Annotated in this window: 13 protein-coding genes; 7 read left to right on the top strand and 6 right to left on the bottom strand. The window is 72.7% G+C overall.

Going from position 1 to position 21,161, the window contains the following annotated elements; genetic code table 11:
• Positions 1 to 80: 80 nt before the first annotated feature.
• Together C1I95_RS18540 and C1I95_RS18535 are read left to right on the top strand one after the other, a co-directional pair.
• Positions 81 to 2,102 (top strand): flotillin family protein, encoded by a 2,022-nt coding sequence (locus C1I95_RS18540; protein WP_111215075.1) that lies wholly within the window; start codon positions 81 to 83, stop codon positions 2,100 to 2,102.
• A complete protein-coding gene (locus C1I95_RS18535) occupies positions 2,095 to 7,167 on the top strand; it encodes a DNA repair ATPase (RefSeq protein ID WP_233513738.1) in 5,073 nt (1,690 codons plus the stop codon). The genes C1I95_RS18540 and C1I95_RS18535 overlap by 8 nt, the downstream gene beginning before the upstream one ends.
• Before the next feature lie 48 nt (positions 7,168 to 7,215).
• Here the strand turns inward: C1I95_RS18535 and C1I95_RS18530 are convergent, their stop codons facing one another.
• The 3 genes from C1I95_RS18530 to C1I95_RS18520 all read right to left on the bottom strand — a co-directional run bounded on the left by C1I95_RS18530 (position 7,216) and on the right by C1I95_RS18520 (position 10,509).
• Positions 7,216 to 8,778 carry an AMP-binding protein gene (locus C1I95_RS18530; RefSeq protein ID WP_111215074.1) on the bottom strand — a complete coding sequence of 521 codons (1,563 nt, stop codon included), beginning with the start codon at positions 8,776 to 8,778 and terminating at the stop codon, positions 7,216 to 7,218.
• A 62-nt stretch (positions 8,779 to 8,840) separates the two neighbouring features.
• Entirely contained in the window at positions 8,841 to 10,055 is a 1,215-nt protein-coding gene (locus C1I95_RS18525) for an acyl-CoA dehydrogenase family protein (RefSeq protein WP_111215073.1), read from the bottom strand.
• Between the two features lies 1 nt (position 10,056).
• The gene (locus C1I95_RS18520) at positions 10,057 to 10,509 is read right to left on the bottom strand and encodes an SCP2 sterol-binding domain-containing protein (RefSeq protein ID WP_111215072.1); all 453 of its coding nucleotides are present in this window, start codon (positions 10,507 to 10,509) and stop codon (positions 10,057 to 10,059) included.
• Between the two features lie 67 nt (positions 10,510 to 10,576).
• Between C1I95_RS18520 and C1I95_RS18515 the strand changes: the two genes are divergently transcribed.
• A complete protein-coding gene (locus tag C1I95_RS18515) occupies positions 10,577 to 11,233 on the top strand; it encodes a TetR/AcrR family transcriptional regulator (RefSeq protein ID WP_199523806.1) in 657 nt (218 codons plus the stop codon).
• A gap of 129 nt (positions 11,234 to 11,362) precedes the next feature.
• On the opposite strand, the gene C1I95_RS18510 is transcribed toward C1I95_RS18515, so the two are convergent.
• The 3 genes from C1I95_RS18510 to C1I95_RS18500 form a co-directional block, all read right to left on the bottom strand.
• On the bottom strand, positions 11,363 to 11,974 hold the full coding sequence (locus C1I95_RS18510; protein ID WP_111215070.1) for a DedA family protein: 612 nt from the start codon (positions 11,972 to 11,974) through the stop codon (positions 11,363 to 11,365).
• Positions 11,975 to 12,030: 56 nt separating this feature from the next.
• Positions 12,031 to 12,945, bottom strand: a complete 915-nt coding sequence (locus C1I95_RS18505) for a MaoC/PaaZ C-terminal domain-containing protein (protein ID WP_111215077.1) — start codon at positions 12,943 to 12,945, stop codon at positions 12,031 to 12,033.
• 389 nt (positions 12,946 to 13,334) lie between these two features.
• Positions 13,335 to 14,708 carry a 3-oxoacyl-ACP reductase gene (locus C1I95_RS18500; RefSeq protein WP_111215069.1) on the bottom strand — a complete coding sequence of 458 codons (1,374 nt, stop codon included), beginning with the start codon at positions 14,706 to 14,708 and terminating at the stop codon, positions 13,335 to 13,337.
• 54 nt (positions 14,709 to 14,762) lie between these two features.
• On the opposite strand from C1I95_RS18500, the gene C1I95_RS18495 reads away from it, so the two are divergent.
• The 4 genes from C1I95_RS18495 to purB form a co-directional block, all read left to right on the top strand.
• Positions 14,763 to 16,055, top strand: coding sequence for an acetyl-CoA C-acetyltransferase (locus C1I95_RS18495; RefSeq protein WP_111215068.1), 1,293 nt, complete (start codon positions 14,763 to 14,765; stop codon positions 16,053 to 16,055).
• 128 nt (positions 16,056 to 16,183) lie between these two features.
• Positions 16,184 to 17,227, top strand: a complete 1,044-nt coding sequence (locus tag C1I95_RS18490) for a glycosyltransferase family 2 protein (RefSeq protein WP_111215067.1) — start codon at positions 16,184 to 16,186, stop codon at positions 17,225 to 17,227.
• Positions 17,220 to 19,685, top strand: a complete 2,466-nt coding sequence (locus tag C1I95_RS18485; protein ID WP_111215066.1) for a hypothetical protein — start codon at positions 17,220 to 17,222, stop codon at positions 19,683 to 19,685. The genes C1I95_RS18490 and C1I95_RS18485 overlap by 8 nt, the downstream gene beginning before the upstream one ends.
• A gap of 93 nt (positions 19,686 to 19,778) precedes the next feature.
• Positions 19,779 to 21,161, top strand: a 1,383-nt coding sequence (purB, locus tag C1I95_RS18480; protein ID WP_111215076.1) for an adenylosuccinate lyase, incomplete at its 3' end; no start/stop codon positions are given.

Here is a 21,161-nt window from a genome sequence, read left to right as displayed (position 1 = left end):
GCCCCTGAGACGCCCCGAAAGGAGGATGCGCGGCGCCCCGCCGGCTTATCCGCCGGCCGCCACCGTCCGCGCGCCCAGCCATGGATGTCATCACCACCGGAATCGGTGTACTCCTCGCCGTCGTCCTGCTCATCGCGCTCGGCGTGGTGTTCATGGTCAGCCGGTTGTTCCGCAAGGTCGAGCAGGGCAAGGCACTGATCGTCTCCAAGATCCGGCGGGTCGACGTGACCTTCACCGGCGCGGTCGTGCTGCCCGTGCTGCACAAGGCCGAGATCATGGATATCTCGGTCAAGACGATCGACATCGAACGGACCGGCAACGAGGGCCTGATCTGCCGGGACAACATCCGGGCCGACATCCGGATCACCTTCTTCGTCCGAGTCAACAAGACGACCGAGGACGTCATCAAGGTGGCGCAGGCGATCGGCACCGCCCGGGCCAGCGACCGGGAGACGTTGCAGGAGCTGTTCAACGCGAAGTTCTCCGAGGCGTTGAAGACGGTCGGTAAGCAGCTTGACTTCGTCGACCTCTACACCAAGCGCGACGAGTTCCGCGACCAGATCATCCGGGTGATCGGCACCGACCTCAACGGGTACAGCCTGGAGGACGCGGCGATCGACTTCCTGGAGCAGACGCCGATGGCGCAGCTCGACCCGGCGAACATCCTCGACGCCCAGGGCATCCGGAAGATCACCGAGCTGACCACGCAGGAGAACGTCCGGACCAACGAGTTCCGGCGCAGCGAGGAGAAGGAGATCACCCGCCAGAACGTCGACGCCAAGGAAGCCATCCTGGAGTTGGAGCGGCGGCAGGCGGACGCCGAGGCCAAGCAGCACCGGGAGATCCAGACCGTGCGGGCCCGCGAGGAGGCCGAGATCTCCCGGGTACGCGCCGAGGAGCGGCTGCGGGCCGAGACCGCGAACATCCGTACCGACGAGCAGTTGGGCGTCCAGCACGAGAACCGGGCCCGGGAGATCGCGGTCGCGGAGAAGAACCGCGAGCGGGTCATCGCCATCGAGACCGAGCGGATCGAGAAGGACCGCCTGCTGGAGGTCATCGGCCGGGAGCGGGAGACCGAGCTGAGCACGATCTCCAAGAACAAGGAGGTCGAGGCCGAGAAGCGGGCCATCGCCGAGGTGATCCGGGAGCGGATCGCGGTGGAGAAGACCGTGGCCGAGCAGGAGGAGAACATCAAGCGGCTCCGGGTGGTCGAGGAGGCCGAGCGGACCCGCCAGGCGCTGGTCATCCAGGCCGAGGCCGAGGCGCAGGAGAGCCTGGTCAAGGACATCAAGGCGGCGGAGGCCGCGGAGGCGGCGGCCAAGCACAAGGCCCGCGAGGCACTGGTGCTGGCCGAGGCCCGGCAGCAAGCCGCGGAGCTGGACACCCGGGCCAAGATCCGGCTGGCCGAGGGGATCCAGGCCGAGTCGGCGGCAGCCGGTCTGGCCGAGGTGCAGGTCCAGGAGCGCAGCGCCGAGGCGATCGAGAAGGTCGGTCGCGCCGAGGCCGCCGTGGAGCGGGAGAAGGCGGTGGCCGCCGCCGACGCGGTGCGCGAGAAGCTGAAGGGCGAGGCCGAAGGTCTCACCGAGAAGGCCGCCGCGATGGCCGCGCTGGACGACGCGACCCGGGAGCACGAGGAGTACCGGCTGCGCCTGGAGCTGGAGAAGGAGGTCCGGCTGGCCGGGCTGGACACCCAGCGGCAGGTCGCCGAGGCGCAGGCCAGGCTGGTCAGCACCGGCCTGGAGAAGGCGAACATCGACATCGTCGGTGGCGACAGCGTCTTCTTCGACCGGCTGCTCAGCTCGATCTCGTTCGGCAAGAGCGTGGACGGCTTCGTGGCGCACTCGGACGTGGCGAAGAACCTGGCCCAGCCGTGGCTGGACGGCAGCGCCAGTTTCACCGACGACCTGGCGCGCATGGTCGGCTCGCTGAACAGCGCCGACGTGCAGAACCTCACCCTGTCGGCGTTCCTGATGCAGCAGATGCGCTCCGGCGGCGCAGACAAGGGCAAGCTCCAGGAACTGCTCAAGGCCGCGCAGCGCCTGGGCGTGGCGGAGACCCCGGTCGCCGCCCTCACCGGCCCGCGGCAGCGTGCCGGTGAGTGAGCCGACCGCCGGTCCGGCGGCCGCTGGGCGTACGCCCGGTGACGCCGGACCGGCCCCGGCCGGGACCGGCGAGACGGTTCCGGGGGTGGGTGCGACCGACACCCCGACGGTGGGCGTTCGGCCGGGGCTGGACGACGGCAGCTACGAGGTGCTGCGCAAGCGGCTCGCCGGGCAGGCCGTCGAGTTGTCCCGGCGGGCGGAGGCGCTCAACGCCCGCCGGCTGGAGGTCTTCGGCGGCACCGAGCTGCGCCTGCTGAGCACCGAGCGGATCCGTACGCAGCACAACTGCGTACCCCGGGACATCGTCTCGGTCGGCGGGCTGATGCTGTTCGGCTACAACGTCTTCATCGGTCTCAAGCCGGAGACGACCGTCGACGACGTCTTCTCGCTGCACCGGTTCACCCGACAGGGGGACGCGGACGGCGCGGAGGCGTTCCGGTTCGACGAGGCCGGCCCGGACGAGCTGCCCGGTCTGCTGCGCCACCCGCAGTTCGTCCGCGACTTCGGCGAGCTGTACCGCTACTACCGGCAGGCCCGCCTGCTGCAACTGCGCCGGATCGACGGCCGGCTGCTGGCGGTGTTCCAGACCGGGCCGCGTACCGAGGACATCCGGGTGCTGCGCTGGCAGGTCGGCGTCGACGGTGTCCCCGAGTACCTGGACAGCCGGGGCGAGCGGGACCACGTCTTCCCGCCGACGCACGACTTCGAGTGGATCGAGACCACCCGCGAGGACCACGTCCTCGGGCGGCATCCGCACATCTCCATCGCCGGCGACGTCTTCGTCGAAACGGTCGGCGGCACGCTCACCGTCAAGGTGGAGAACAACACCGAGGTCGGCGAGGGCATCTACAGCGAGCCGGTGGACGAGCCTCTGCAGAGTCTCGCCGACGCGGACGTGCACTGGGCCCGGGTAGGACCGCTGATCCTGTTGCGGCTGCGGCCGTACAAGGAGACGCAGTGGCGGCACCTGGTCTTCAACACGCTCACCCGCGAGGTGGTCCGGCTCGACGGCATCGGTATCGCCTGCCAGCGGCTGCCCGAGGACCACGGCATCATCTTCCCGGGCGGCTACCACCTGGCCACCGGCGTCACCCGCACCTTCGACACCGAGGTCTCCGACCTGGAGTTCGAGCGGGTGGTGCGGTCCCCGAACGGCGAGGACGTGCTCTACGTCTTCCACGCCCGTGCCGAGGGGCGTTCGCTGCTGCTGCCGTACAACGCGATCCGCAAGGAGGTGGCCGCGCCGATCCCGTGCCACGGGTTCTCGATCTTCGACGACGGCACGCTGGTGGTGTTCCGGGCGGTCTCCGAGGAGCCGACCCGGGTCCACCCGATGCAGATCTGGCAGACGCCGTACGTCTCGGACGCGTACGCGGCGGCCCAGCCGGCCGGCACCGGGCCGCTGGAGCGGATCGGCAACGCGGACCTGGTACGCGGCATCTCGGACTGCCTGTCGGTGACCCGGATGGTCGACGGCACCGCCACCGCCGGGGTCTACGAGGCGCTGATCGCCGCCTGCGCTCGGATCACCGACCACTACCACTGGCTCGGCGAGGACGAACTCGGCGACCTGGCCACGCCGCTGGCCGGGCTGCGCCGCACCGCGACCGCCGTGCTGGAGGAGCACGAGAAGGTCCGTACCCTCACCGAGCAGGCCCGGGCCGAAGTGGACGACAGCGCCGAGCAGATCGCCTCGCTGGCCCGTCGGGCCCGGGGCGAGGCGCCGCTGACCGCCGACGACTGGGTCGCCCAGCTCGGTGGCCTGCGGCGGGCGCGCGGGCACCTGGAGACGCTGCGGGAGCTGCGGTACGTCGACCACGACCGGATCGACGAGCTGGCCGGCCGGCTGGACGAGGAGCTGGCGGTGGCCGGCCGCCGGGCGGTCGAGTTCCTGCGCCGGGACGAGGCGTTCACCGGCTACCAGCAGGAGGTGGACCGGCTCGCCGCCCGCGCCGGCGCGATCGGCACGGTGGCCGAGGCCGGCACGGTCCGCGACGAGCTGGCCGCCCGCACCGACGGCCTGCAGACCGTCACCGACGTGGTGGGTGGGCTGGACATCGCCGACGCGACCGTCCGGACCGGGATCCTGGGCCGGGTCGGCGAGGTGCTGGGCGCGGTAAACCGGGCCCGTGCGGTGCTCGACAAGCGTCGCCGGGAGCTGGCCGCCGCCGAAGGCCGGGCCGGCTTCGCCGCCGAGTTCGCCCTGCTCGGGCAGGCGGTGACCGGCGCGCTGGCGGCAGCGGACACCGCCGAACGCTGCGACGAGCAGCTCGGCCGGCTGCTGCTGCGGGTGGAAGAGCTGGAGTCCCGGTTCGGCGAGTTCGACGACTTCCTCACCGAGCTGGCCACCCGGCGTACCGACATCTACGAGGCGTTCTCGGCGCGCAAGCAGGCGCTGCTGGACGAGCGGGCGCGCCGGGCCGACCGGCTCGTCGCCTCGGCCGACCGGATCCTGGTCAGCGTGCAGAGGCGGGCCGGCACCCTCGGCTCGCTGGACGAGGTCAACACCTACTTCGCGGCCGACCCGATGGTGGGCAAGCTGCGGGCGGTGGTCGAGGAACTGCGTACCCTCGGCGACGCGGTGCGGGCCGAGGAGCTGGACGGCCGGGTCCGGGCCGCCCGCCAGGAGGCCGGGCGCGGCCTGCGCGACCGCCTTGACCTGTACGCCGACGGCGGCGAGACGATCCGGCTGGGCCGGCACCGCTTCGCGGTGAACACCCAGCCGATCGACGTGGCGGTGGTGCCGGCCGAGGGCCGGATGGTGGTGGCGGTGACCGGCACCGACTACCGCGCCCCAATCCGCGACGAGCAGTTCCAGCAGACCCGCCGGTTCTGGGACCAGCTGCTGGTCTCCGAGTCGGCGCAGGTGTACCGGGCGGAATACCTGGCCACCGCGATCCTGGCCGCCGCCGAGGCCGGCCGCGACGGGCTCACCCTGGACGCGCTGCACGCGGCGGCGGTGGACGCCGACGGGCTGCGGGAACTGGTCCGGCAGATCGCCGAAACCCGCTACGACGAGGGGTACGAACGCGGCGTGCACGACCACGACGCGGCCGAGATCCTGCGGGTGCTGCTGCGCCTGCACACCGGCGCGGGCCTGCTGCGCTACCCGCCGGCCGACCGCGCCGCCGCGCAGCTGTTCTGGCGGTACGGCACCGACGAGCCGACCCGGGCCGCCTGGACGGCCCGCGCCGCCTCGCTGGCCCGGGCGCGACAGCGGTTCGGCCGTCCGGACGGCGAGGACGCCGCCGACCGGCTCTGCGCACAACTGGCCGAGGCGGTCGACGGTTTCCTGCGCGGCGCCGGGCTGCCCGTACCGGCCGCCGGGACCGGTCTGGCCGGCGAGTACCTGTTCGAGGAGCTGTCCGGATCGCCGGCCCGGTTCGTCACCGGCGGCGGGGCGCGGGCCGTGCTGGACCGCTTCCGCCGGGCGCTCGGCGGCCCGCAGTCGCGGTCGGCGCGCGAGTTCGACGACGACCTACGAGCCCTCGGCGGCGACCTGGCCGGCCGGTTCCAGCTGGTGGAGGCGTGGCTGACCGCGTTCCTCGCCACCGACGACGGCAACCTGTCCGGGTACGACCTGCCGGAGGCGGTGGCCGTCGAGCTGTGCGGCCCCGAGCTGCCCCGGCAGGACAGCGCCGCGACCATGACGGAGACCGTCGGCGGGCTGCTCGGCGCCCACCCGCGCATCGACGGCTCCGCGCTGGGCGTACGGCTGGACGAGACGCTGGCCCGGACCCGGTCGTTCCGTACCGAGTTGGTCCCGGCGTACCGGAACTACCAGCGGCAACGCAACGCGCTGGTGGAGACCGAGCGGGAGCGGCTGCGGCTGGAGGAGTACCGGCCGAAGGTGATGAACGCCTTCGTCCGCAACCGGCTGCTGGACGAGGTGTACCTGCCGCTGATCGGCGACAACCTGGCCCGGCAGCTCGGCGCGACCGGCGACGGCAAGCGGGTCGACCAGTCCGGCCTGCTGCTGCTGATCTCACCGCCCGGCTACGGCAAGACCACCCTGATGGAGTACGTGGCCAGCCGGCTCGGCCTGGTCTTCGTCAAGGTCAACGGGCCGGCTCTGGGCTCGAAGGTCACCTCGCTGGACCCGGCGGAGGCACCCGACGCCACCGCCCGGCAGGAGGTGGAGAAGATCTCCTTCGCCCTGGAGCTGGGCAGCAACGTGCTGCTCTACCTGGACGACATCCAGCACACCAACCCGGAGTTGTTGCAGAAGTTCATCTCGCTGTGCGACGGGCAGCGCCGGATGGAGGGCGTCTGGGAGGGCCGTACCCGCACCTACGACCTGCGCGGCAAGCGGTTCGCGGTGTGCATGGCCGGCAACCCGTACACCGAGTCGGGGCGGCGCTTCCGGATCCCGGACATGCTCGCCAACCGGGCCGACGTGTGGAACCTCGGCGACGTGCTGTCCGGCCGGGAGGAGGTCTTCGCGCTCAGTTACATCGAGAACGCGCTCACCGCCAACTCGGTGCTGGCGCCGCTGTCCGGGCGGGAGCGTGCCGACCTGGAGCTGCTGGTCCGGATGGCCCGCGGCGATGACTCGGTCCGGCCCGACCAGCTGTCCCACCCGTACCCGCCGGTGGAGTTGGAGCAGATCGTCTCGGTGCTGCGCAAGCTGCTTCGGGTGCAGCAGGTGGTGCTGGCCAACAACCAGGCGTACATCGCCTCGGCGGCGCAGTCCGACGACGCGCGAACCGAGCCGCCGTTCCAGCTCCAGGGGTCGTACCGGAACATGAACAAGCTGGCCGAACGGGTCGTCCCGGTGCTCACCGACGACGAGCTGGAGGCGGTGATCGACGACCACTACCTGGGCGAGGCGCAGACCCTCGCCGCAGGGGCTGAGGCGAACCTGCTCAAGCTCGCCGAGCTGCGTGGCCGGCTCACCCCGGAGCAGTCCCGCCGCTGGGCCGAGGTGAAGGACGCCTTCCAGCGCTCGCGGGCGCTCGGTGGGGCCGGCGACGACCCGGTGGACCGGGCGGTGGGCGCACTCGGCCTGCTCGCCGACCGGGTCGGCGGAGTGGCCGCCGCCATCGGCCGCGCCGCCGACCGATAAGGCCCCGGGCGCGCTGGGGCAGTCGAGCCGTTCACTTCGGACCGGGGGTCAGCCGTAGTGGCGGCGCAGCTCGCGGGTGAGCACCTTGCCGGTGGCGTTGCGTGGCAGGTACCTGACGAAGACGACGTCGCGGGGGACGGAGAACCGGGCGAGGTAGTGCCGGACGTACTCGCGGACCGACTCGGCGTCCAGTGCCTCGCCGGGGTGCAGGGCGAGGAACGCGGCGAGCCGCTGGCCGTACTCGGGGTCGGGTACGCCGATGACGGCCGCCTCGCGTACCTGCGGAAGTTGGGCGAGCAGCTGTTCCACCTCGGAGGGGAAGACGTTCTCCCCGCCGGAGACGATCATGTCGTCGGCCCGGCCGTCGACGAAGAGCAGGCCGTCGGCGTTGACCCGGCCCAGGTCGCCGGTATTCAGCAGGCCGTCGTGGCGCTCCCAGTCGGCGCCGGAGGTGTAGCCCTCGAAGAGCATCTCGTTGCCGACGAAGATCCGGCCGACCCGGCCGCCGGGCACCGGCTCGCCGGCGTCGTCGAGGACCGCCAGCCGGGTGCCGTGCGGCGGCCGCCCGGCGGTGGTGGGGGCCAGGCGCAGGTCCTCGGGGACGGCGATGGAGGCCCAGGACGCCTCGGTCGAGCCGTACAGGTTGTAGAGCACCTCACCGTAGGTGTCCATGAAGGCCGACGGAAGGCCGCCGGGCAGCGCGGAGCCACTGACGGCCACCACCTTCAGTGGCGGCCGGGGCTCCGGCGCCGCCACCTCAATCAGCCGTTGCAGCATCACCGGCACCGCGAACAGTGCCTGGCAGCGGTGCCGCACCAGGGCGTCGAGGGTGGCGGTCGGGTCGAATCGCCGGTGCAGCACGATGGTGGCCCGCAGCGCGAAGCAGACCTGCAGCGCCGCGTACCCCCAGGTGTGGAAGACCGGCGCGGCGATCATGATGCGGTCCCGGACGTGCAGCGGGATGCGGTCGATGATGGACACCAGCGGGCCGAAGCCGTTCGGGGTGGGCCGCCGGGCACCCTTCGGCGCTCCGGTGGTGCCGGAGGTCAGCACGATGATCCGGCCGTCCCGCTCGGGCGGCCGCAGCTCGCCGGGGAGGGCGGTGACGATCAGCTCCTCCCGGGCCCGCTCGTCGAGGCGGTGCAGGTCGGCCGGCAGCCCGAGGGTCCGTTCGGTGAACTCGTCGTCGTGCACCAGGACCCGGAGCTGCTGTTCCTTCGCCACGGTGGCCAGCTGCGCCGGGGAGAGGCCGGTGTTGACCAGTACCGCGTCCGCGCCGAGCAGGGTGGCGGCGACGATGGTCTCGACCAGGCCCGGGTGGTTGCGGCAGAGCACGGCGATCCGGTCGCCGGCCTGGACGCCCAGCCCCGCGCGCAGGGCGCGGGCGAGCCGCATGGAGCGGTCCAGCAACTCCTGGTACGTCAGCTCGGCGCCCTGGTCGTCGACGATGGCGACCCGGCCCGGGTCCCGGGCAGCCGCCTGGCGCAGCTCCCCGGCGAGGCTCCAGCCCCACTTCCGTAATGCGTTGAGCTGGGACGCGACGCGGATCGGGCGCCCCGGGGTGAGCAGGCCACGGCGGGTCAGTGTGGCGACGACGAACGGTAGGTCCATCTCCGGCGGCCTCCCTTCCGCGATGCCCGGAAGGTCCTCCGGCGGCACGCCGGAGGACCCCCTCAGCGGATCTGCATCCCGGAGATCGCCCTGGAGATGACCAGGCGCTGGATCTCCGAGGTGCCCTCGAAGATGGTGTAGATCTTCGCGTCGCGGTACCAACGCTCGACCGGGTGGTCACGCAGGAAACCGGCCCCACCGAGCAACTGGACGGCCCGCTCGGTGACCGACACGGCCACCTCACCGGCCTTGAGCTTGGACATCGAGCCCTCGCCGGCGGTGAACGGCCGGTTGTTGCGGCCCATCCAGGAGGCCCGCCAGACCAGCAGCCGAGCGGCGTCGATCTCCATCTTCATGTCGGCCAGCGCGAAGGCGACGGCCTGGTTGGTGATGATCGGCCGGCCGAACTGGACGCGCTCCTTCGCGTACTCGAGGGCGTACTCGTAGGCGGCCCGGGCCACGCCGAGCGCCTGCGCGCCGACGGTGGGCCGGGACAGCTCGAACGTACGCATCGCGGCCTGGCCGGAGGCGCGCTGCCCGGACCGGGCCCGGGCCAGCCGCTCGTCCAGCGCCTCCTTGCCGCCGAGCAGGCACCGCCCCGGCACCCGTACGTCGTCGAGGAAGACATCCGCCGTGTGTGACGCCCGCAGGCCCAGCTTGCGCAGCTTGCGGGTGGCGCTGAGCCCCGCCGTGCCCGGTGGTACGACGAACGCCGCCTGCCCCCGCGAGCCCAGTTCCGGCTCGACCGAGGCGGTGACCACGTGCACCCCGGCGATCCCGCCGTTGGTGGCGTACGCCTTCTGCCCGCGCAGCACCCACTCGTCGGTCGCCTCGTCGTAGCTGGCCCGGGTACGCATCGCGGCGACGTCCGAACCGGCCTCCGGCTCGGAGGTGCAGAACGCGGCGACGGTCGGGGAGTCGACGTCGCCGAAGCACTGCGGCACCCACTCGACGAGCTGGTCCGGGGTGCCGGTGCCGTAGATCGCGGCCACCGCGAGACCGGTGCCGAAGATGCTCAGGCCGATGCCGGCGTCACCCCAGAACAGCTCCTCGCTGGCGATCGGCAGCGACAGGCCGGTGGGATCGGCCCAGCAGGTGGCGAGGAACTCGAAGCCGTACAGGCCGACCTTCGCGGCCTCCTGGATGACCGGCCACGGGGTTTCCTCGCGGGCGTCCCACTCGGCCGCGGCCGGGCGCACGACCTCGGTGGCGAAGCCGTGCACCCAGTCGCGCAGATCCCGCTGTTCCTCGTTCAGGTCGAGCGAGAACTCGACCATCTCAGGCCTTGGGGATATCGAAGAGGTTGGCGATGTTGGCGGCCAGGCCCAGGTCGCCCTTGGCCTTGAGCTTGCCGGTCATGAACATCATGACCGGGTTGGCGCCGCCGGAGACGATCTTCAGGAATTCGACCGGGCCGAGGGTCAGGCTCAGCCGCGGGTCGTGCTGCGGGGGCTCGTTCATGGTGCAGGTGCCGTCGGCGATGACCACCTCGTAGGTGTCGGTGCCGCCGTCGGCGGCACCGGTGATGTTCCAGTGGATCACCGCGTTGGTCGAGCCGGCCCGGTCGGCCCGGAACAGCTGCGGCATCCGCCCGAAGACCTCGCCGAGGACCTTGCCGCGCAGGTCGCCAGACATCACCTCGGCGAGCTTGCTCTCCGGGGTGGACTTGACGAGCTGGGCGAACTCCTTCGGGCCGACGTTGGCGAAGTTGGCCGGGTCGAAGTCAGTCATGGGGAAGCACCTCTCGAAAAGTGGTTACTCTGGCGTAACCTTACGCATGAGTAGGTATGCTCGCAAGGTGTCCACCACGCCCGCCTTCAAGCGCCTACCCCGGGCCGTACGCGAGCAGCAGATGCTCGACGCAGCCGTCCGGGTCTTCTCCCGACGCGGCTACCACGGCGCCAGCATGGACGAGATCGCCGAGGAAGCCGGCATCTCCAAACCCATGGTGTACGCGTACCTGGGCACCAAGGAGGAACTCTTCGTCGCCTGCCTGCACCGCGAGGGCACCCGGATGATGGAGGCCATCGCCGGAGCCGCCGCCCCCGACCTGCCGGCCGACGAGCGGCTCTGGCGCGGGTTGCGGGCGTTCTTCGGCTTCGTCGGCGCGCACCGGGACGGCTGGGCGGTGCTCTACCGGCAGGCCCGGGGGGAGCAGCCGTTCGCCGGTGAGCTGGCCGTGATGCGGGCCCGACTGGTCGAGGTGGTCGCCGGCATGCTCGACCACGCACTGCGCGCCGAGCGGCGCGAGGTGGCCGAGACCGAGCTGGAGGTCGTCGCGTACGCCCTGGTGGGCGCGACCGAGTCGCTGGCCGACTGGCTGGCCGACCGCCCGGAGGCCGACCCGGAGAAGACCGCCACCCGGATGATGAACGCCGCCTGGCTCGGCGCCGGCCAACTCCTGCGCGGCGTCACCTGGCGCCCGCCGTCGGAGCAAGGAAGGGCCCCGTCTTAACGCCTGCGGTAGAGCCCGGGCCCCGTCCTAACACCGCCCACCGCGGGCGCGCGCTGTGCGCTGCGGGCTGTGCGCTGCGGGCTGTGCGCTGCGGGCTGTGCGCTGCGGGCTGTGCGGCCCCGCGCGACTTCAGCGGGCGGCGCGACGGTGCGCGCGGTGCCGCAGCCAGCGCACCAGCTCCACCAGCAGCGTGATCGCGAGCGAGAGGCCCAGCCCGGCCAGGATCCCGCGCAGCGGGTCCCGTTCGAAGGCCAGCCCGCCGAAGGTGCCGAGCAGCACGCAGTACAGCGCCCACGAGCCGGTGCCGATCAGGTCGTAGAAGAGGAACGACCGTCGCGGGTAGCAGACCGCGCCCATGGTCAGGGTGACCGCGGTTCGCCCGCCGGGGACGTACCGGGCGGCGGCGAGGATCATCCCGCCACGCCGGTCGACCGCCCGCCGGGCCCACTCCGACCCGGCCCGGCGTCGGCTGTCGACCGGGAAGCGGGCCAGGCGCCGCGACCCGCCGCCGCGCCCGATCGCGTACGAGAGGTGGTCGCCGGCGAGCGCGCCGAGCATGGCCGCCACGATCACCAGCAGCAGGTTCGGCTCGCCTCCTGCGGCGAGCACGGTGACCGTGATGACCGCCGCCTCGGCCGGCACCAGCGGAAAGATCGCGTCGATCGCGGCCAGCCCGAACAGCAGCAGGTACACCCACGGCGAGGTGAGGGTCTGCCGGACCAGGTCGAGGAAGGCCTCCATGGACCCATGCTGGTGGCCGCGGCTGTTAAGAAGGGGCCCTTCCTCTACACCAGGCGTTAATAAGGGGCCCTTCCTTTCACTTCACCGAGGAGGTGGGGGCGGGAACGGGAGTCGTGTAGGGCGAAGGACCAGCCGTCGGCGGCCGGTGTGGCGTTGAATGCGACGGTGCTGGGCAGCGGCACCGGCAGCTTGAACGACACGTCGACCGTGTACGCCTCGGGCAGCCGGTTCTCCAGCGCGGCGAGGCAGCGTGCCTTGCTCCACATGCCGTGCGCGATCGGCCCGGGGAAGCCGAACAGTCGCGCGCCCAGTCGGGAGGTGTGGATCGGGTTGTGGTCGCCGGAGACTCGCGCGTAGTCCGTACCCACCCGGGGGGCGACCCGCCAGCGGGCGGTGGCGGCCGGCGGTGCGGGCCGCTCGCCCCGGTCGCGCCGGTCGCCGCCGCCCGGCGTGCGCTGCCGGCCGAGGTACGTCGAGACGCCGCGCCACACCTCCTCCCCGTCGACCGACCCGACGAGTACGACGTCGACCTGCCGCCCCCGCTCGTGCGGACGCAGGTTCTCCGCCCAGGTGGTGAAGTCCAGCCGGTCGGTGACGGTGACCGGCCGGTGCACGGTGATTCGGTTGCCGACGTGCACCACTCCGGTCAGCGGGATCGGGAACTCCGGCGCGGTGATCAGTCGCAGCGCCAGCGGGAAACCCATGACGTGCGGGAAGGTCGCCGGCAGCCGGTCGGCGAGCCGGAACCCGCAGACCCGGTCGTAGTCAGCGAGCCGTTCCGGGTCCACGGCGACTCCGCCGACCGACAACTCGACCGCAGGCACGCCGTCGCCGCGCCGGCGGCCGAGCCCCGGTATCGCGCCCAGCAGCGCCCGCCGGTACAGCGGCCCTGTCGACGGCATCCGCGGCAACGTGAGCCGGGTCCGTGTGGCCGGCCCGGCGGCTGAGGCCCCGGCCGGGTAGCCGGCCAACAGTTGGCCGGTCAGGTCGCCCGTCGCGTCGCCGCTCACCACGTCGGAGGTCGACCGACCCGACCTGCTGCCGTCCGCCTCCCGGCCCCTGCCGCCGACCGGGTGCCGGTCGGCCGGCTCGGCGGTCGGTCCGCCGGCCGGAGCGAAGTCGGTCGGTCCGCCAGCCGGAGGGAGGCCGGTCGGAGGGAGGTCGGTTGGCTCGGCGGTCGGTCCGCCAGCCGGGGCGAGGTCGGTCAGGTCGCGGGTCGCATCCGGGTCTCGGCCGTGGCCGGCCGGGGCGGCGAACGCGGCGGCCAGGATCTCCGGAGTCAGCGTCTCCGTCGGCCCGTCGATCAGCTCGCCGACCGACAGGTCGTCCACCGGTTCGTCCCGGTGCCTGCGCCTGGCCATCACGCCCCCAGCAGGCTCTGGCCGCAGACGCGGACCACGTTGCCGCTGACCGCGCCGGACGCGGGCCAGGCCAGCCAGCTGATCGTCTCGGCGACGTCCACCGGTAGCCCGCCCTGGGCGAGGCTGTTCATCCGGCGGCCCGCCTCACGCAACACCAGCGGGACGCGGGCGGTCAGCCGGGTCTCGATGAACCCGGGCGCGACGGCGTTGACGCTGATCCCGCGCTCGCGCAGCGCCGGGGCGAGCGAGTCGACCAGCCCGATCACGCCGGCCTTGCTGGTGGCGTAGTTGGTCTGGCCCCGGTTGCCGGCGATCCCGGCGATCGAGGAGACGCCGACGAGCCGCCCGCCGGCCGGGATCAGCCCGCGCTCCAGCAGCAGGTCGTTGATCCGCTCCTGGCTGGACAGGTTGACGTCGATGACCTGGTCCCACCGGTCGGCGTCCATTCGGCCGAGGGTCTTGTCCCGGGTGATGCCGGCGTTGTGCACCACCACGTCCACCCGGCCGTGCCGACCCGCCAGATGATCGGCGAGCCGGGTCGGCGCGGCGGCGGCGGTCAGGTCGAGCTGCACGGCACTTCCGCCGATCTCGTTGGCCACGGTGGCCAGCTCGTCACCGGCGGCTGGCACGTCCAGCGCCACCACGGTGGCGCCGTCGCGGGCCAGCACCCGGGCCAGCGCTGCGCCGATGCCCCGGGCGGCGCCGGTGACCAGCACGACCTGCCCGTCGAGCGGGCGGTCCCAGTCGATCGGCGCGCTCGCCTGGCCGGCGCCGACCCGGATCACCTGACCCGAGACGTACGCGGAGCGGCCGGAGAGCAGGAACCGGAGGGTCGCCTCCAGGCTGGTCCAGGTGCTCTCCTCGGCGTCCTTCGTGACGTACACCAGTTGCGCGGTGGTGCCCCGGCCGAACTCCTTGCCGATGCTGCGGGTCAGCCCCTCCAGGGCACGCTGGGCGGTCGCCTCGCGCGGGGTGCCGCACTCGACGGGCGGGGTGCCCAGCACGATCACCCGGCCGCTGGGCTGCACCGCCCGGGCCTGCGGGTGGAAAAAGTCGTAGAGCTGGCGCAGTCCGGTGGAGTCGGTGATGCCGGTGGCGTCGTAGACCAGGGCGGCGCTGGCGGGCGTACGGCCGGTGGCCGGATCGGGTACGGCGGTGGCCGGATCGCGCAGGGCGAGCCCGGCGGAGGCCAGGATCTTGCCGACCGGCTCGGCGAGGCGGCCACCGGTGGCGGCGCCGAGCAGAACCGGCCCGGGGAGGATCGGCTCGCCGGGAGCGTGCCGGCGCAGTCGCGGCGGATCGGGCAGCCCGAGGCGCTTGACCAGCGCCCGCCCGGCGCCCGACTGGACGAAGCTCGCGTACCTGTCGGTCATAGGCGTAGCCTACTGGCGAGTAAGGTGCGGGCAACACTCCTGAGGAGGCGGATCGTGCACAACGTTCGACGGGTCGCAGTGATCGGCGGCAACCGGATCCCCTTCGCCCGCTCCAACTCCCGCTACGCCAACGCCGCCAACTCCGACATGCTCGGCGCCGCCCTGGACGGGCTGATCGCCCGGTTCGGCCTGGCCGGGCAGCAGGTCGGCGAGGTGGTCGCCGGGGCGGTGCTCAAGCACTCGAAGGACTTCAACCTCACCCGCGAGGTGGTGCTCGGCTCCAAACTCGACCCGCGCACCCCGGCGTACGACATCCAGTTGGCCTGCGGCACCGGCCTGGAAGCGGCGATCCTGGTCGCCAACAAGATCGCTCTCGGGCAGCTCGACGTCGGCATCGCCGGCGGCGTCGACACCACCTCCGACGCGCCGCTCGCCGTCAACGAGGATCTACGCCGCACCCTGATCAAGCTCAACTCCGCCCGTACCCTCGGCGAGCGACTCAAGGCCGCCGCGAAGCTGCGCCCGGCCCAGCCGTTCAAGCCGGAGATCCCGCGCAACGCCGAGCCCCGCACCGGACTGTCCATGGGAGAGCACGCCGCCCAGACGGCGCTGCGCTGGAACATCGACCGGCAGGCGCAGGACGAGCTGGCGTTGCGCTCTCACCAGCGGCTCGCCGGCGCGTACGACAAGGGGTTCTTCGACGACCTGATGACCCCCTACCTGGGGCTGACCCGCGATCAGAACCTCCGCCCGGACACCACCCTGGAGAAGCTCGGCGCGCTCAGGCCGGTCTTCGGCGCCAAGGGCCCGGACGGCGAGCGGGCCACCATGACCGCCGGCAACTCGTCGCCGCTGACCGACGGCGCCTCGGTGGTGCTGCTGGCCAGCGAGGAGTGGGCGCGCGAGCACCACCTGCCGGTGCTGGCCTGGTTCTCCTGGTCGGAGACGGCCGCGGTGGACTTCGTGCACGGCGACGAGGGACTGCTGATGGCGCCCGCGTACGCGGTGCCCCGGATGCTGGCCCGAGCCGGACTCACTCTTCAGGATTTCGACTACTACGAGATCCACGAGGCGTTCGCGTCTCAGGTGCTGGCCACCCTGGCTGCGTGGGAGTCGAAGGAGTTCTGCGTCGAGCGGCTCGGTCTGGACGCCCCGCTGGGCGCGATCGACACCGACAAGCTCAACGTCAACGGCTCCTCGCTGGCCGCCGGGCACCCGTTCGCCGCGACCGGCGGCCGGATCGTAGCCACCCTGGCAAAGCTGCTGGCCGAGAAGGGTAGCGGCCGTGGCCTCATCTCCATCTGCGCCGCCGGCGGCCAGGGCGTGACCGCGATCCTGGAGCGCTGACCGCCATTCGCCGGCCGTTCACGCCGGTGCCAGGCGTGCGTCATCTCGCCGGGTGAAGGTGAGCCCCTGCGCACGTTTCGGGTGCGTGGGATCAGGCGACCTCACGTCCGGAACAGGGCCGGCAATCGATGGGCACAGACTTAGCCGGGGAGATCACGCTGTCCGTGGTCATCCCGATGTACAACGAAGAGGCCGTGATCTCCGGCCTCGTCGCCCGGCTCCGGCCCGTGCTCGACGGGCTGCACACCGAGTACGAGGTGGTGGCCGTCGACGACGGCAGCCGGGACGCCACGGTCGCGCTGCTCACCGCGCAGGCCGATGAGTGGCCGCAACTGCGGATCGTGCGGCTCCGGCGCAACAGCGGCCACCAGGCGGCGCTGACCGCCGGCCTGCACCGGGCACGCGGCCGGTGGGTGGTCAGCCTCGACGCCGACCTACAGGACCCGCCGGAGGCCATCGCCGAGATGTTGCGGCTCGCCCAGGCCGGGGCCGACGTGGTGTACGGGGTACGCGCCGACCGCAGCACCGACACGGTCTTCAAACGGCAGACCGCGCGGGCGTACTACCGCCTGATGCGGCGGATCGTCGGCGCCGAGCTGCCCGCCCAGGCCGGTGACTTCCGGCTGGTCAGCCGCGACGTGGTGGAGACGCTGCGCCAGTTGCCCGAACGTACCCCGGTCTACCGGCTGCTGGTGCCCGCGCTCGGTTTCCCCAGCGCCGAGGTCCGCTACGTACGCGAGGCCCGGCTCGCCGGAGAGACGAAGTACCCGCTGCCCCGCATGATCGCGTTGGCCTGGGACAGCGTCGCCAACTTCACCGCGGCACCCCTGCGGCTGGCCACCTGGCTGGGCCTGGGCAGCTTCCTGGCCTGCCTGGCGTTGATCGCGTTCGGCATCGTCGGGCACCTGCGCGGGGTGACCATCCCCGGCTGGACCTCCCTGTTCGTCGCGGTGCTGCTGTTCGGCGGGGTGCAGCTGGTCTGCCTGGGCCTGCTCGGCGAATACGTCGGACGGATCTACGCCACCGTGCAGAACCGGCCGACCTTCCACGTCGGGTCGGACACCGCCGAAGACCAGCCGGCCACACCGGAGCTCTCCAACACCGCGGATCGGCCGGCCGCGCCGGAGCCCGAGGCGAACGCCGGCCGCCCGGTAGCCGCCGTCCGTGGCTGAGGCGCCGCTGCCGCCCGTGGCTGAGGCGGCGCTGCCGCCCGTCCGCCCGGAGCCGGCACGACCGAGGGTGCCGACGGCCGGGGCGCGGCTACTGGCGGCGGGTCTGCCCTGGGTGGTCGTCCTCGCCGCCCTGCCGCTCGTCTGGTGGCGCGGCGGGATACCCGCCGCCGACGTCGGCGCGTTCGTCGCGTACTGGGCGTTGACGCTGGTGCTGCCGGGGACGCTGGTACACCGGGCGGTTCGCGGCAGCCGGGGCAACCTGCCCGAGGACCTCGGCAACGGCGCGGCCACCGGCCTGCTGCTCGAACTCGGCGCCTGGGCGCTCGCCGCCGCAACCGGAACGCAGCACCTGCTGCGCTGGTGGCCGGTGCCGGTGCTGCTGGTCTTCCTCGCGGTGCCCGGGCTGCGCCGGCACTGGCGCACCGGGCCCGGTCGCCGGTTGCCGCTGGGCTGGCACTGGGCGGTCTGCGCGGTGCTCGCGCTGATCGCCTTGTGGGGGTACGCCAACTGGCGGATGCTGCCGCTGCCCCCGGCGGACTACGCCTACTACCAGGACCTGCTCTACCACCTCGGGCTGGTCCATGAACTCACCCGGGACATGCCCTGGGAGTTGCCGCACCTGGCGGGAGAGCCGCTGCGCTACCACTATCTGTCCGACGCGCACATGGCCAGCGCCAGCATGATCACCGGCGTACCTCCAGCGACGGTGCTGATGCGCCTGTGGGTGGTGCCGGTCGGCTGGGTGGCGGCGCTGGTCACCGCCGGGCTGGCTCGCGAGCTGGCCGGACGCTGGTGGGTGGGTCCACTGGCCGCTGCGGCCGGGTACGTCAGCGCACCACCCACGCTCGGCTCGCCGCTGGCCGTGCTCGCCACCGGGCCGCTGTCGTACCCCAGCCCCTCCCAGACGTACGCGCTGCCGCTGCTGATGCTGCTCACCGCCGTGTGTGTCCAGGTGCTGCGGGGGCGGGCTCTGGGCCCGGCCTGGGCGTTGATCCCGGCGCTCGGCCTGGCCTGCGCGGGCGCCAAGTCCAGCGCCCTGCCGCCGCTGATCGCCGGCCTCGGCCTGGCCGCCCTGGTGGCGTGGGTACGCGGCCGACGGGTGCCCTGGCGGGTGTTCGGCGTGCTGGCCACGCTGGTCGGGGCGATGGCGGTCGGCTACCGGCTGTTCGCCGGTGGCGGGGCGGGGACGCTGCGGGCGCAGCCGCTCGGCCTGATCCGCCACCTGCTGCCGTACCAGCAGACGTACGGCGCCGAGGACGGCGCCCAGTTCGGTGGCCTGCTGCCGCCGGGGCTGGTGGAACACGGCGGCACCGGCGCCTGGCTGTTGGCGACCGTCCTGTTCGGCTCCTGGCTGCTCATGCAGACGCCCCGGCTGGCCGGCGGGCTGCTGCTCGCCGGGTCCGGCCGACGCGACCCGGTCGTCTGGCTCCTCTCGGGTGCGGTGGCCGCCGGGCTCGCCGTCGCCTGCCTGACCTTCCACCCCTCGGCCAGTCAGCTCTACTTCTGGCTGCCGGTGATCCCGCTGGCCGCCCTGCTCGCCAGCTGGCTGCTCGCCCGGACCCGGGTAGGGTGGCCGGCGCTCGTGGCGGCCGGTCTGCTCGGCACGCTCGCGCAGCTGTTCGCCCCGCCGTTCGACCCGCCCCCTGCTCCGGCCCGCGACGAGATGACCGTCGAGTCGGTGCGCACCGCCACCGCCGACGGGTGGCTGGCGGCGCTCGGCTGGTCGGCGGCCCGGTACGCCGCCCTGATCGTGCTGGCCGCCGTGCTCGCCATCGCGGTCGACGCGCTGCGTACACGCCGCGCTGCCGTCGACGGCAACGACGACGCCGGTGTGGCCGGGCGTCGGGCTGCCCTTCTGCGGCGGCTGGGTCGGCCGACACTGGCGGCGCTGCTCGGCCGGTCGGCGCTGGCCGGCGTGGTCGCGGCGCTGCTCGGCGCGAGCCTCGCCACCGGGGTCGACATGTCGGTCCAACATGTGAGGACCAGCGTCGACCCACTCGGCGCGATGAACGAGCGGCTCGTGGTGACCCGCGGCGAGATGCGGGCCGCGCTCTGGCTGGACGAGCACGCCCGGCCTGACGACGTGGTGGCGACCAACGTGCACTGTCGGCCGGTGCGCACCACGCCGCACTGCGACGCCCGCGCCTTCTGGGTGACCGGGCTGGGCGGTCGCCGTGCGGTGGTGGAGAGCTGGGGCTACACGGACGCCGCCCTCGCCGTACACGGGCGGGACGGGTACCGGTACCCCCAACAGCCCCCGCCCGACGCGGCGCAGTTCGCCCTCAACGAGCGGGTCTTCACCGCACCCACCCGCGCGGACCTCGACCAGCTGCGTGACGCGTACGGGGTGCGGTGGTTGTTTGCCGACGCCCGGGCCGGCACGGTCTCGCCGGAACTGGCCCGGCTGGCCCCGATCCGGCACAAAGCCGGCCCGGTCACCATCCACGAACTGCGCTGACCAGCGCTCAACTGGATGCGGTTACTCAAGGCTGCCGGTATATCCAGCCGTACCCGGTCGGGAGGCAGGGTGGCGGTGCCGGAGAATGGCGGGGTGACGACGATCCCGAACGTGCTCGCCCACCGGTACGCCTCACCCGAACTGGTCGCGCTCTGGTCCCCGGAGGAGAAGGTCCGGCTGGAACGGCGGCTCTGGCTCGCCGTACTCCGGGCCCAGCGGGACCTCGGCGTGCCGGTGCCGGACGGGGTGGTCGAGGCGTACGAGCGGGTGCTGGACGACGTCGACCTGGCCTCGATCGCGGAGCGGGAGCGGGTGACCCGGCACGACGTGAAGGCGCGGATCGAGGAGTTCAGCGCGCTCGCCGGGCACGAGCACGTGCACAAGGGGATGACCTCCCGGGACCTCACCGAGAACGTCGAGCAGCTTCAGGTGCGCCGGTCGCTGGAGCTGATCCGGGATCGGGTGGTGGCGACGCTGGCCCGGCTGGCCTGGCACGCCCACGAGTACGCGGACGTGGTGATGGCCGGCCGGTCGCACAACGTGGCGGCGCAGGCCACCACGCTGGGCAAGCGCTTCGCGTCGGCGGCGGAGGAGCTGATCATCGCGTACGAGCGGCTGGAGGACCTGATCGCCTGGTACCCGCTGCGTGGGATCAAGGGGCCGGTGGGTACCGCCGCCGACCAGTTGGACCTCTTCGACGGTGACGCCGACAAGGTGGCCGATCTGGAGCGGCGGGTCGCCGAACACCTGGGCTTCAACCGGGTGCTGGACAGCGTCGGCCAGGTCTACCCGCGCTCGATCGACCTGGCCGTGATCTCCGCGCTGGCGCAGCTGGCCGCGGCACCGTCGTCGCTGGCCACCACGATCCGGCTGATGGTCGGTCAGGAGTTGGCCACTGAAGGCTTCAAGCCGGGCCAGGTCGGCTCCAGCGCGATGCCGCACAAGATGAACACCCGCTCGTCGGAGCGGGTCAACGGCTTCGCGGTGATCATCCGGGGGTACCTGTCGATGGTCGGCGAGCTGGCTGGCGACCAGTGGAACGAGGGTGACGTCTCCTGCTCGGTGGTCCGCCGGGTCGCCCTGCCCGATGCCTTCTTCGCGGCCGACGGGCTGTTCCAGACGTTTCTCACCGTGCTCGACGAGTTCGGCGCGTACCCGGCGGTGATCAACCGGGAGCTGGAGCGGTTCCTGCCGTTCCTGGCCACCACCAAGATCCTGGTGGCCGCCGTCCGCCGGGGCGTCGGCCGCGAAACCGCGCACGAGGCGATCAAGGAGCACGCGGTCGCGGTGGCCCTGGCCATGCGCGAGAAGGGCGCCCCGGAGAACGATCTCTTCGACCGCCTGGCCGCCGACCCCCGCCTCGGCCTCACCCGCCCCGAGATCGACACCCTGGTGGCCGACCGGGCCGCCTTCGTCGGCGCCGCCCCCGCCCAGATCCAGGCGGTGACCACGCGCATCTCCAAGATCGTCCAGGCC

The sequence above is a fragment of the Micromonospora craterilacus genome, from assembly GCF_003236315.1.
GTDB lineage: Bacteria > Actinomycetota > Actinomycetes > Mycobacteriales > Micromonosporaceae > Micromonospora > Micromonospora craterilacus.
The sequence above is the reverse complement of the archived record's forward strand: the minus strand, read 5'-3'. Positions and strand labels throughout refer to the sequence as shown.

Coding starts and splice junctions, on each gene's coding strand:
- C1I95_RS18540 (WP_111215075.1), top strand. CDS start 81: ATGGATGTCATCACCACCGGAATCGGTGTACTCCTCGCCGTCGTCCTG.
- C1I95_RS18530 (WP_111215074.1), bottom strand. CDS start 8,778: ATGGACCTACCGTTCGTCGTCGCCACACTGACCCGCCGTGGCCTGCTC.
- C1I95_RS18525 (WP_111215073.1), bottom strand. CDS start 10,055: ATGGTCGAGTTCTCGCTCGACCTGAACGAGGAACAGCGGGATCTGCGC.
- C1I95_RS18520 (WP_111215072.1), bottom strand. CDS start 10,509: ATGACTGACTTCGACCCGGCCAACTTCGCCAACGTCGGCCCGAAGGAG.
- C1I95_RS18510 (WP_111215070.1), bottom strand. CDS start 11,974: ATGGAGGCCTTCCTCGACCTGGTCCGGCAGACCCTCACCTCGCCGTGG.
- C1I95_RS18500 (WP_111215069.1), bottom strand. CDS start 14,708: ATGACCGACAGGTACGCGAGCTTCGTCCAGTCGGGCGCCGGGCGGGCG.
- C1I95_RS18490 (WP_111215067.1), top strand. CDS start 16,184: ATGGGCACAGACTTAGCCGGGGAGATCACGCTGTCCGTGGTCATCCCG.